Source organism: Rhizobium sp. Root482, assembly GCF_001426565.1.
Lineage (GTDB): Bacteria > Pseudomonadota > Alphaproteobacteria > Rhizobiales > Rhizobiaceae > Pararhizobium.
On the sequence record NZ_LMFA01000022.1, the window covers coordinates 117,348 to 129,099 of the forward strand.

The 11,752-nt window shown below is 63.3% G+C and carries 10 protein-coding genes; 5 read left to right on the top strand and 5 right to left on the bottom strand.

The window, feature by feature from the left end; translation table 11 throughout:
* Window positions 1-81: 81 nt before the first annotated feature.
* A complete protein-coding gene (locus ASD31_RS16660; protein ID WP_082520618.1) occupies window positions 82-1,068 on the bottom strand; it encodes a LysR family transcriptional regulator in 987 nt (328 codons plus the stop codon).
* 106 nt (window positions 1,069-1,174) lie between these two features.
* Here ASD31_RS16660 and ASD31_RS16665 point away from each other — a divergent pair, with 106 nt between their 5' ends.
* From ASD31_RS16665 to ASD31_RS16685, 5 genes are read left to right on the top strand one after another with little or no spacing between them, the layout of a single operon-like run.
* On the top strand, window positions 1,175-2,815 hold the full coding sequence (locus tag ASD31_RS16665; RefSeq protein WP_056336130.1) for a N,N-dimethylformamidase beta subunit family domain-containing protein: 1,641 nt from the start codon (window positions 1,175-1,177) through the stop codon (window positions 2,813-2,815).
* Between the two features lie 16 nt (window positions 2,816-2,831).
* Window positions 2,832-4,196 carry an aspartate aminotransferase family protein gene (locus ASD31_RS16670; protein ID WP_056336132.1) on the top strand — a complete coding sequence of 455 codons (1,365 nt, stop codon included), beginning with the start codon at window positions 2,832-2,834 and terminating at the stop codon, window positions 4,194-4,196.
* Window positions 4,197-4,205: 9 nt separating this feature from the next.
* Window positions 4,206-5,138 (top strand): 3-keto-5-aminohexanoate cleavage protein, encoded by a 933-nt coding sequence (locus ASD31_RS16675; protein ID WP_056336135.1) that lies wholly within the window; start codon window positions 4,206-4,208, stop codon window positions 5,136-5,138.
* Between the two features lie 11 nt (window positions 5,139-5,149).
* Window positions 5,150-5,788: a GNAT family N-acetyltransferase gene (locus ASD31_RS26825; protein WP_244483876.1), complete on the top strand. Its 639-nt coding sequence runs from the start codon at window positions 5,150-5,152 to the stop codon at window positions 5,786-5,788.
* 2 nt (window positions 5,789-5,790) lie between these two features.
* On the top strand, window positions 5,791-6,813 hold the full coding sequence (locus tag ASD31_RS16685; protein ID WP_056336140.1) for a histone deacetylase family protein: 1,023 nt from the start codon (window positions 5,791-5,793) through the stop codon (window positions 6,811-6,813).
* A gap of 51 nt (window positions 6,814-6,864) precedes the next feature.
* Here the strand turns inward: ASD31_RS16685 and ASD31_RS16690 are convergent, their stop codons facing one another.
* From ASD31_RS16690 to ASD31_RS16705, 4 genes are all read right to left on the bottom strand, one after another.
* Entirely contained in the window at window positions 6,865-7,941 is a 1,077-nt protein-coding gene (locus ASD31_RS16690) for an alcohol dehydrogenase family protein (RefSeq protein WP_056336144.1), read from the bottom strand.
* Between the two features lie 11 nt (window positions 7,942-7,952).
* Window positions 7,953-9,329, bottom strand: a complete 1,377-nt coding sequence (locus tag ASD31_RS16695) for an aspartate aminotransferase family protein (RefSeq protein ID WP_056336148.1) — start codon at window positions 9,327-9,329, stop codon at window positions 7,953-7,955.
* Window positions 9,330-9,376: 47 nt separating this feature from the next.
* Window positions 9,377-10,873: an NAD-dependent succinate-semialdehyde dehydrogenase gene (locus ASD31_RS16700; protein WP_056336152.1), complete on the bottom strand. Its 1,497-nt coding sequence runs from the start codon at window positions 10,871-10,873 to the stop codon at window positions 9,377-9,379.
* Between the two features lie 327 nt (window positions 10,874-11,200).
* Entirely contained in the window at window positions 11,201-11,698 is a 498-nt protein-coding gene (locus tag ASD31_RS16705) for an Lrp/AsnC family transcriptional regulator (RefSeq protein WP_056336155.1), read from the bottom strand.
* Window positions 11,699-11,752: the final 54 nt, after the last annotated feature.

Sequence of the window (11,752 nt, forward strand, 5' to 3'; positions counted from 1 at the left end):
TGATTCGACCATCGACGGACGACAATCTCGATCAAGGGTCGCGCAATCGCCTCGATCGGATACATTCACACGAAGAATGACTTATTCCCGTCCGGACTCGGCGGTGGCAAGGTTTTGGGGGTAGGTTCGTTGTGACAGCGGAACGGTATCGATCGCTGCCAGCAGCCGCTCGATCATCAGTGTTTCCGCCAGGCTGCGCCGCGCCGCCGGCCTGGTGACGAGATAAACGTCGGCAGCCGGCGGATCGTCATAGGGCGGCAATTGCCAGAGCTGGCCGGCGTCGATATCGGCGGCCACGACATGGATCGGCAGGGGCCCGAAGCCGAGGCCGACCTTGATCAGCCGGCGGACTTCCTCCAGATTTGTGAAGAGCCCCAGTACCTGCCCATTGAAATTTTCCCGCTGTCTCAGGCGCGCGACCGGTGACAGCGCGTCGCCGAGCCGGTCCGTCTTGAAGGATACATAATCGAGGCCGGCCAGGTCGGACATCCGTGTTTCGCGCTGCCCGAAAAGCGGGTGGCCGGGCGCGCAGAAAAAGCCGAAATATTCGCGGTAGAGCACGGTGTAGCTCAGGTCTGGATGCTTTTCATGGGCAAGGCAGATGCCGAGGCAGGACTGTCCGGACAGCACGGATTCGATTACCGACTGGCTGGCGGAGACGGTCGTCGAAAAGCTGACGCGCGGGAGCGCCTTGTGGAAATCGGCCAGGAAACGATCGAGGAACGGGCATTCTATGTGGCTGGCAAAGGCCATCTCGACATGGCCGGTCACTAGGTCCGGATCGTCCTTGACGAGATCGGGAAGCCCGGTGACGATGGTCAGCATCGCCAGGCATTCGCCATAGAGCCGCTCGCCGGCCGGCGTCATGCGGAAATGGCTGGAAGACCGGTCGATGAGACGGCAGCCCATATGGGTTTCCAGCCGTCGCAGCGCGTTGCTGATCGTCGGTTGCTTCAACAGAAGTCTGTTGCCGGCGGCCGTGAGGCTCTTCTCCTCGACGATTACCGTGAAGGTGCGCAGGAGGTTCCAGTCGATCTCCCAGACAAAGCGCCGCCTCGGACCGGTCATCCGCATGCTCCATTCATTTCGTGAATGCTCCACCTTCACCTAGTGTATTTGCCTCGCCCCGTCCATCGTGGTTTGATCGTACCGGCGTGCGAATGCGGGGGACGACGTGACGGACAGGGACCAGGTTTTTCCGGATTTCGGGCTTACCGCCGAGGAACGGCGCCACGCCGTGCGCGGCCATTATTACGAATATCCGGGGATGGACGGCGCCCGTGGCGAAATCTGGTGCTACTCAAAGGCCTATGCCTATGCACGCGGCGCCGTGGTGGACCTCCATATCAGTTCGTCGGCCTCTTCCTGCCAACTGGCCATCATCCGCGACGGCGGCGTCGAGACAAGGGTCTATGGCGCCGACGGCATTGCCACCGCCTGGCAGGATACGCCCGACCAGGTTTCGGTGCTGGGCTGTGGCTGGTCACCGACCTATTCCTTTCGGATCCACGAAAGCTGGCCCTCCGGCGCCTACCGCATCACGCTGACGGCGGAAGGGCGGGACGGCAAGCCGATCACGTGCCATCACCTGATCATCGTGCTGCCGGATGCCGGCCCCAAGCCCGGCCGCATCCTGCAGGTGGCGGCCACCGGAACCTGGGCCGCCTATAATACCTGGGGCGGCTCCAACCATTACCAGGGCATTACCGGTCCGAACCGTGACCAGTTCGCGACCATGGTCAGCATCGAGCGGCCGCTCTGCCGCGGCTTTGTCGTCCTGCCCGAGGACGCGCCGCGGGTGCCGCTGGAGGTCAGCCTGCCGCCCGGAACCGTACCGCGCTATCCGCATATGGAATGGGCCTATGCCAGGGGCTATTCCAAGAAATATGCCTCTTCCGGCTGGGCAAGCTATGACAGCCGGTTCTTCCGCTGGGCGGAGCGCCAGGGTTATGGCGTCGATCTCGCCAGCCAGCACGAACTGCATTTCAATCCCGGCATTCTAAAAGACTATGACTGCGTCGTCTTTACCGGCCATGACGAATACTGGACCTGGGAGATGCGCGACGCCGTCGATGCCTATGTCGATGGCGGAGGTCGCGTCGCGCGCTTTGCCGGCAACTTCATGTGGCAGACGCGGCTGGAGGACGAGGGGCGCAAGCAGATTTGCTACAAATATATTGCGCGCAAGGAAGACCCGGCCTATCGCAGCGGCGACGTCACGCGTGCCACCAATTCCTGGGAGGCGCCGGAGATCGGCCGCCCGGGTGCCGCGACCTTCGGGCTCAATGCCACCAATGGCGTCTATGCCGGCTGGGGCGGTTGCGCGCCGCGCGGCGTGCGCGGATTTCCGGTCTATCGGCCGGGGCACTGGGCCTTTGCCGGAACCGGCCTGTTCTATGGCGATCTGCTCGGCGCCGACAGTCATATCTATGGCTATGAAGTCGATGGACTTTCCTATGAGATGCGCCACGGCCTGCCCTACCCATCCGCCGACAGCGGCGCGCCGGAGGGGCTGGAAATCCTGGCGCTCGGCATGGCAAGCCAGGTGGAGGAAAGCGACATTCTGGCGCCGGAAGATCAGTTCTTCGGCGACGAGGACGGTCGCTTCATCGCCGAGACGCTCTATGGCGAGGCGAGCGACGAGAATATGGAAAAGGTTCGCTACAGCAACGGCATGATCGTCCATTTCAAACGCGGCGAGGGTGAGGTCTTCCACGCTGGAACCTGCGAATGGGTGGCCGGCCTCAAGCGCCGCGATCCGATGGTGGAGCGCGTCACCGCCAATGTGCTGAACCGCTATCTCAACCGATCCTGACACCGAGGCAGACACAATGAACATCCAGACCGGCGAGCGGCCCCCGTCCCATCTCTTTTACGTCACGCGTCTGCGCCGGCCGCTGGTGGAGCGGGCGGAGGACATCTATTTCTGGACGCAGGACGGCCGCCGTTTCATCGATGGGTCGAGCGGGCCGATGGTCAGCAATATCGGCCATGGCAATCGCCATGTCATCGAGGCGATGAAGCGGCAGATGGAAAAGGCGAGCTTCGCCTACCGGCTGCATTTCGAAAATGAACCGGCCGAGGAACTGGCACGCGAACTGGCGGCAAGAATGCCCGGCGATCTCGACCGTATCTTCTTCGTCTCCGGCGGTTCGGAGGCGGTGGAATCGGCGATCAAGCTGGCGCGGCAATGGGCGGTCGCAATCGGTCAGCCGAAGCGCTGGAAAGTGATCTCGCGCTTTCCCTCCTATCATGGCGGCACCATGGGCGCGCTCGGTGTCACCGGCGATCTGGCTTTGACCGAAAGTTTCGCGCCGCAAATCCAGGCCATGCCGGCGATCCCCGCGCCGACGGCCTATCGCGACCGCGACAATCTCTCGATGGAAGAACGCGGCCTGCGCTACGCCGACATGCTGGAGGAAAAGATTCTCGCCGAAGGCCCCGAAAGCGTCGTCGCCTTCATCATGGAGCCGATCGGTGGGGCAGCAACGGCGGCGCTCGTGCCGCCCGACAGCTATTTTCCGCGCATCCGCGAGATTTGCGACAGATATGGCATCCTGCTCATCCATGACGAGGTGATGACCGGGGCGGCGCGCACCGGCCGCTATCTCGGCGGCGATCATTGGAATTGCCGCCCGGATATCGTCACCCTGTCGAAGGGCATCGGTTCCGGCTATGCGGCGCTCGGCGCCATGGCGGCTTCGGCAAAGCTGGTCAAGCCGGTCCTCGACATGGGCGGCTTCCAGCATGGCTATACCTATGCCGGCAATCCGCTCGCCTGCGCTGCCGGGCGCGCCGTGCTGCAGGAGATGGGCAGGCTCGGATGCGAGGCCAATGCCGCCGCCATGGGCGATCTTTTGAAATCCGAACTGGAAGCCCTGTCGAAGCGATTTCCTTTCATCGCCGGCGTGCGCGGCAAGGGGCTGCTGATCGGCTGCGACCTGGTTGCTGATCCGGTAACCTTCGAGCCGCTGCCGAAGGAAAGGGCAACCAATCAGCGTCTGCTCGATATCGCTTATGACAAGGGGCTGATCCTCTATTCCCGCCGGATCCGCGGGGATGGCGCCGAGCTCGACAATCTCATTCTCGCACCGCCGCTGATCGTCACGGCCGAACAGGTCGGCGAGATCGTCTCGATCCTCGGCGACAGTTTCGAGCAGCTGGCGGCCGAACGCGATCTTCCGGTGAACGGTTGAGGATAAGACATGGCAAAGAACAAGGTCATCATCACCTGCGCCGTCACAGGTTCCGTCCACACGCCATCGATGAGCCCCCACCTGCCGGTGACGCCGGATCAGATCGCCGAACAGGCGATCGCGGCGGCTGAAGCCGGGGCGTCGATCCTGCATCTGCATGCGCGCAATCCGGCCGATGGCCGACCGACCGCCGATCCCGCGGTCTTCATGCAGTTCCTGCCACGCATCAAGCAGGCCTGCGACGCCGTCATCAACATCTCCACCGGCGGCAGTTCGCTGATGACGCTGGACGACCGGCTGGCGGCAGCACTCAAGGCAGAGCCGGAAATGTGCTCGCTCAATATGGGCTCGATGAATTTCGGCATTTTCCCGCTCGCCAAGCCCGGCATGGAATGGCAGCACGACTGGGAGCCGCAACTCCTGGAGGCGACGCGTGGGACGATCTTCAAGAATACCTTCGCCGATATAGAGGACATAGTGAAGCGGCTGGGCGAGGGTTGCGGCACGCGCTTCGAATTCGAATGCTACGATGTCGGACATCTCTATACGCTGAAACATTTTTATGATCGCGGCCTGGTGAAAGGCCCGCTGTTCATCCAGTTCGTGCTCGGCATTCTCGGCGGCATCGGTGCCGATCCGGAAAACCTCGTCCATATGAAGCGGATTGCCGACAAGCTATTCGGCGACGACTACCGTTTCTCGGTGCTGGCCGCCGGCGGCAGGCAGATGCCGCTGATCACGATGGGATCGGTCATGGGCGGCAATGTGCGCGTCGGGCTGGAAGACAGCCTGACGCTCGGCAGGGGAGAACTGGCGACATCCAATGCGGACCAGGTGAGCCGTATCCGCCTCATTCTCGAAGCCCTGTCGCTGGAAGTGGCCACGCCGGAGGAGGCCCGCGCCATGCTGGCCCTGAAGGGCGGCGATCGGGTGGCGTTTTGATGGGGGATGTCTTGCAAAAACAGAAGTTTGAGATTCGCCTTGCGATGGCGGAGGATGCCGAGATCATCCATGCCGGCCTGCTGATGATCGCGCGTCATCTGAAGGCGGAAGGCAAGGTCACGTCCACCATCGAGGATATCAGACGTCATGGTTTTGGGCCACAGCCGGCTTTTCAGGTTTTGATCGCGGAGGTAGGGCTTGCTCCCTCTTCTCTCCAGCGGGGAGAAGGTGGCCCGCAGGGCCGGATGAGGGGGGCGATCGGCCCGGAATTTGCGGACATACCCCCTCATCTACCCCTAGGGCCTCTTCTCCCCGATGGGGAGAAGAGGGAGGCAATGTTCGCCGGCATGTGTCTGTTTTTCCCGAGTTTCTCCACATGGCGCGGGCAGAAGGGGGCCTATATCCAGGACATCGTCGTCGACGAGCGGTTTCGCGGCTTCGGCGTCGGCGTGGCCCTTGTTCGCCACACCGCTGCCCATGTGCGGGCAGAGGGCGGAACCTATCTGCGCCTGTCTGTCGATGCCGAGAATGTTTCGGCACAGCATTTCTACGAGCGTTTGGGTCTTTCCTGGTCGCGGGACGAACGTATCCATGCCGCCTACGGCGATGCCTTCGAGGCGCTTGCCGGGCAACACGAAAGCGGGGTTTGAGAATGAAGACGTTTTACGCAAAGGAGCAGAAGCGGCACGATCCCACGATGTTTCTTTCGAGCGGTGCCCAGCAGCCTAATCCGGAAAAGCCGGAACGGGTCGAGCGGCTTCTTCTCGGTGCCAGGGCTGCGGGCTGCGAGATCGTCCGGCCACGCGATCACGGGCTGAGGCCGATCGCCGCCGTGCATTCGCCGGAATATATCGAGTTCCTGCAAAACATCTTCCTGCGCTGGCAGCGGATCGAAGGTGCCTCGCCGGAGGTCATCCCCAATATCCATCCGCTGGCGCGCACCGGCCGCTATCCGGCGTCAGCCGTCGGCCAGGCCGGCTATCACATGGCCGATACCGCCTGCCCGATCTCCGCCGATACCTGGGGAAGCGCCTGCTGGAGCGCCTGGAGCGCGGTCGAGGCGGCCGAGGCGGTGCTGGCCGGCGAGAGGTCGGCCTACGCGCTCTGCCGCCCGCCCGGCCACCATGCCTTTGCCGATGTCGCCGGCGGCTTCTGCTTCCTCAACAATTCCGCCATTGCCGCCCAGCACCTGCTCGGCCACTCGAAACGGGTGGCCATCCTCGACGTCGATCTGCATCACGGCAATGGCACGCAGGGCATTTTCTACGGTCGCGGCGATGTGCTGACCGTGTCGCTGCACGCCGATCCTGTCCGCTTCTATCCCTTCTTCTGGGGGCATGCAGACGAGCGCGGCGAAGGGGCGGGACTGGGTTATAATTTCAACCTGCCGCTGCCGCGCAAGACAGCGGATGCCGGGTTTCTCGAGGCCCTGGAGACCGCCTGCCGACGCGTGGAAGCCTATGCGCCGGATGCGGTAGTCGTCGCACTCGGTCTCGATGCCTTCGAAGGCGATCCCTTCGGCGGATTGTCCGTTTCGACGCCGGGTTTCGCCCGGATCGGCGAAGCGATCGCAAGACTGGGCCTGCCGGCGGTGATCGTTCAGGAAGGCGGCTATCTCTGCGATGAACTCGGCGACAATCTCACCTCGTTCCTGACCGGATTTGCCGGGCAATAACACCGCTGGGCACCCGCGGCCTGCCCGTCAAGCCGGCCGCGGATCCCTGTCTTAGGCTCCGTCCGGAACGACCACCAGCTTGCCGACAAAGCCCTTCTGCATGAAATCTGTCTGGGCGCGGTGAAACTCCGAAAGCGGATAGACGCCGCCGACCAGCGGGCGGATCTGTCCCTTCTCGATATAGCCGACCAGCCGGCGGAAATCGGCGCGGCTGCCCTGGCTTGAGCCGTGCAGTTCCAACTGTTTAAGATACATGGTGCGCAGATCGAGCTGGACCACCGGGCCGGCAATGGCGCCGGCCGTGGTGTAACGGCCTTCGGGACGAAGGATTTTCAGGAGATCATTGAACATCGCGCCGCCGACGAGATCGGCGACGACATCAATCGGCCTGCCCCCCGATGCCGCATGCACGGCCTCGACAAGATCGCCACTACCACGCGTGACGACGGCCTCCGCGCCGATATCAAGCATGGCCTGCTCCTTGCCGGGCGCCGTTACGGCGATCGGCACGGCACCGCGCGCCCTTGCCAGCTGGATGATGCCCGAACCCACGCCGCCGGACGCGCCGGTGACGAGCACGATCTCGCCGGCGCCAAGCCGCGCCCGTTCCAGCATGCGCTCGCCGGTGAGATAGGCGCAGCAGAAGGTGGCAAGCTCGATATCGCTCATATCGGTCCTGACCAGATGGGCGTTCTCTGCCGGCAGCGCCATATAGTCCGCATAGCCGCCATCGCGGCCGTGGCCCATATAGTCGATGTCCGCGAGGCTGTCGTCGTCGCGGTTGTAGATCGAGAAATCGACCATGACTCGCTCGCCGATGCGGGCGGGATCGACACCCTCTCCGACCGCCACGACATGACCGACCGTATCGGTGCCCTGGATGCGCGGGAAGGTGAGCGTATTGCCCTGCCGGCGCCATGTGGACACGGCGGCCGGATCATCCTCGGTGCCATAAGCTCCCTGACGTACCCAGACATCGGTGTTGTTCATGCCGCAGGCGGTGACGCGGATCAGCACTTCGCCGGGTGCCGCGACCGGAACCGGCACGTCGCGGCTATAGACCAGCTTGTCCAGGCCGCCATGTCCTGTCAGACACACGGCGGCCATCGTCGTTGGAAGCGTCGTCATCGGCGCCTCCTTCAGCGCCCGAGCACGGATTCGATCGCGCCTGCCGCCGCCTTGACGACGATATCAGCTTCCTCGCGTGTCAGGCAGAGCGGCGGCGCGAAGCCGAGAATGTCGCCCTGCGGCATGGCCCGGCCGATGACGCCGCGCTCGAGAAGGGCGGCCGAGATCTGCGGGCCGATCTTCTTGCCTGGGTCGAAGAATTTGCGGTCGTCCTTGTCCTCGACGAATTCCACCGCTGCCATCAGGCCGTCGCCGCGAACCTCGCCGACATTCCTGTGGCCGGCGACCGCCTTGGCCAGTTCGGCGCGGAAATAGGCGCCGGTCGTGGCCGAATTTTCCACGAGGCCGAGTTCATCGACGAGTTCCAGATTGGCAACGCCGGCGGCGGCGCAGATCGGATGGGCGGAATAGGTCCAGCCATGGCCGATGGCACCCATCTTGTCGGAGCCTTCGACCAGCACGCGCCACATCCTGTCGGAGACGATCGAGCCGGAGAGCGGCGCATAGGCCGAGGTCAGGCCCTTGGCGATGGTGATGAGGTCCGGCTTCATGCCGTAATGATCGGAGCCGAACATCGAGCCGAGGCGGCCGAAGCCAGTGACCACTTCATCGGCGACGAGCAGGATGTCGTATTTGTCGAGCACGGCCTGGATCTTCTGCCAATAGCCCTGCGGCGGCGGCACGATGCCACCGGTGCCGAGGATCGGTTCGCCGATAAAGGCGGCGATCGTATCAGGGCCTTCGGCAAGGATCATCTCTTCCAGCTTGTCGGCGCAATGCTGCGAGAACTGCTCCTCGCTTTGTCCGCGGTCTTCGCGCCGGAAATAATAGGGCGCCTCGGTATGGAGGATCGGCGCGCGCGGCAGGTCGAACAGATTGTGGAAGAGCTCAAGGCCGGTAAGCGAGCCGGTCATGACGCCGGAGCCGTGATAGCCGCGCCAGCGGGAGATGATCTTCTTCTTCTCCGGGCGGCCGAGGATATTGTTGTAGTACCAGATCAGCTTGATATTGGTCTCGTTGGCATCCGAGCCGGAGAGGCCGAAATAGACCCTGGACATGCCTTCCGGCGCCCGGTCGATGATCATCTTCGAAAGCGTGATTGAGGCTTCCGTGCCATGGCCGACATAAGCGTGGTAATAGGCGAGGTTCTTGGCCTGGTTGGCGATCGCATCGGAAATCTTCTGGCGGCCATAGCCGACATTGACACAATAGAGTCCGGCAAAGGCGTCGAGGCTGGTGCGGCCGTTGGTATCGGTGATGTAGACGCCTTCGCCGCCGCCGATGATCCGGGTCGGTGTCTCGCCGCGCGCATGCGTGCCCATATGGGTCGATGGGTGGAAGAAGTGGTCGCGGTCCCAGGCGTTCATTTCGTTGCTGTGTTCGGACATGATCTATTTCCTTATGCGTGTTCGGATAGTTGGGGCAGCCTGGAGTGTCAGGCGGCCGTGTCGATGCAGAGATATTTGAGTTCGGTGAAGGCTTCGAGGCCGTGACGGGAGCCCTCGCGGCCGACGCCGGATTGTTTCCAGCCGCCGAAGGGAATGGGGCCACCGGTGATCTTTACCCGGTTGATCGCCACCATGCCGTATTCGAGCGCGCGGCCAAGTCGCATCTGCCTGGCGCCGTTCTCGGTGACGACATAGGCGACGAGGCCATATTCTGTATCGTTGGCGCGGGCGATGATCTCCTCTTCCGTATCGAAGGCGGTCACGGCGGCAACCGGCGCGAAGGTTTCCTCGTGCATGATCAGGGCATCGGACGGCACGTCGGTCAAAAGCGTCGGGGCGTAGAACAGCGGTCCGGCCGCGTGGCGCTTGCCGCCCGTCAGGCATTTTGCGCCGCGCCTGATGGCATCGGTCACATGCTCTTCGGCCTTTTCCACCGCCCGTTCGTGCATCAGCGGGCCGATCTCGACATCGGGCTCAAGGCCGGTACCGACCTTCAGCGTCTCGATGCGGGCCTTGAAGGCCGTGTTGAAGGCATCGAGGATCGGCCGCTGGACGAAGATACGATTGGCGGCGAGGCAATCCTGGCCGGAGGTCGCGAATTTGGCGTTAATGGCGATCTCGACGGCCTTGCCGATATCGGCATCGTCGAAGACGATCAGCGGCGCATGGCCGCCAAGCTCCATCACCAGGCGCTTCATGGTCGGCGCGCACTGTCCGGCAATCAGCCGGCCGATTTCGGTGGAGCCGGTGAAGCTCATGGCGCGGACGCGTGCATCCTCGCACATGCGGCCAACGATGGTGGCGGCGTTGCCGGTGAGCACATTGAAGACGCCGGCAGGCAGGCCGGCTCGCTCGCCGAGTTCGGCCAGTGCCAGTGCCGAAAGGGGCGTTTCGGACGAGGGATGGGCAACGACGGTACAGCCTGCGGCAAGGGCGGCGGCTGCCTTGCGGGTGACCATGGCGGAGGGGAAATTCCATGGCGTGACGATGCCCACGACGCCGAGTGCTTCGCGGCGCACGATCATTTCGGCGTCGGGAAGGTGGCTGGTCACGCTCTCGGCGTTCAGGCGCTTGCCCTCTTCCGCATACCATTCGATGAACGACGCGGCATAGGCGATCTCGCCCAGCGATTCCGCCAGCGGCTTTCCCTGCTCCAATGTCATGATCAGCGCCAGATCGTCTTTGGCGGCAAGCATCAGCTCGTACCATTTGCGCAGGATGGCGGCACGTTCCTGTGGCAGCAGGGCGCGCCATTTGGGGAAGGCGTCCGCGGCGGTCTCGATGGCCTTGCCGGTTTCGTCCGCATCGAGCGCCGCCACCCAGGCGACCGGCACGTCGGACGCGGGATCCTTGACCTCGAAGGTGCGGTTGGCGCTGTTTGCCACCCAGCGGCCGCCGACATAGGCGAGCGATTTCAACAGATGCTTGTCCTTCAGCCGTTCAAGGGCGTCGTGACAGGCGGGGCGTGCGAATACGGCGTTCATCCGGTCTCCTCTCGTCCATTTGCAAGGTCTCGCTGATGCGCCCGGTCTCAATTCTCTCCGTCATCCTCGCCCTTGTGGCGGGAATCCAGCAGCGGCGCGTCCGCGCAAGGCTCTTTCACGCGATGGACATCGCGTGGCTGGATTCCTGTGACAAGCACAGGAATGACGGGAGGTAAGTGATGCGACACCCACAGGAGCATCCCGGCACATCAATCGAAACAATTCGATCTGTGCGAAGTCTGACAGCTTCGATGCGAGAGATTGTCTGTTGAGCGGGAGGATCGAAGAGGATTGGTCCAAAAGGGCGGACCGCCGCAGAGGAATCCACTAGCCGGCGTCCGGCGCATCTCCGTCGGAAAGCAGCACCGAGAGCGGCAGGGCGGTCTCCTCCTTCACCGTCTTGGTGACGATGTAGGTGAAGTAGCGGGCGATGCCGAGTTCGCGATCGAGCAAGCCGTCGACCAGCCGCTGATAGGCGTCGATATCGGCGGCCATGATCTTCAGGATGTAATCGACGCCGCCACCGACCGACCAGCAGGCGGTGATTTCGGGGATGCCGGCAATGGCGCGCTCGAAACGGTCGAAATCCGCCTGGCGATGATTGCCGAGCGTCACCTCCATCATGACGCTGGCGACGGGTGCGACGCGCCGCACCGCGATGCGGGCGTGATAGCCGGAGACGATGCCGGCCTTTTCCAGCTTCCTCAGCCGCATCCAGCACGGCGTCGGCGACAGGCCGACCTCCTCGGCCAGCGCCACCTTGGTGATGCGGCCGTCGCGCTGGACGGCTTCAAGGATACGCAGGTCGATGGCGTCGAGCTTCATGCGGGCGGGTGTCCCAAGGTGGAAATCAAGGCAAGACTATGAAAAAGACAAGTG

Bases quoted from the DNA above. Each gene is read 5' to 3' on its own strand.
- ASD31_RS16700 (WP_056336152.1), bottom strand. From the start codon at position 10,873: ATGAACGCCGTATTCGCACGCCCCGCCTGTCACGACGCCCTTGAACGG.
- ASD31_RS16685 (WP_056336140.1), top strand. From the start codon at position 5,791: ATGAAGACGTTTTACGCAAAGGAGCAGAAGCGGCACGATCCCACGATG.
- ASD31_RS16705 (WP_056336155.1), bottom strand. From the start codon at position 11,698: ATGAAGCTCGACGCCATCGACCTGCGTATCCTTGAAGCCGTCCAGCGC.
- ASD31_RS16660 (WP_082520618.1), bottom strand. From the start codon at position 1,068: ATGACCGGTCCGAGGCGGCGCTTTGTCTGGGAGATCGACTGGAACCTC.
- ASD31_RS16690 (WP_056336144.1), bottom strand. From the start codon at position 7,941: ATGACGACGCTTCCAACGACGATGGCCGCCGTGTGTCTGACAGGACAT.
- ASD31_RS16695 (WP_056336148.1), bottom strand. From the start codon at position 9,329: ATGTCCGAACACAGCAACGAAATGAACGCCTGGGACCGCGACCACTTC.
- ASD31_RS16675 (WP_056336135.1), top strand. From the start codon at position 4,206: ATGGCAAAGAACAAGGTCATCATCACCTGCGCCGTCACAGGTTCCGTC.
- ASD31_RS16670 (WP_056336132.1), top strand. From the start codon at position 2,832: ATGAACATCCAGACCGGCGAGCGGCCCCCGTCCCATCTCTTTTACGTC.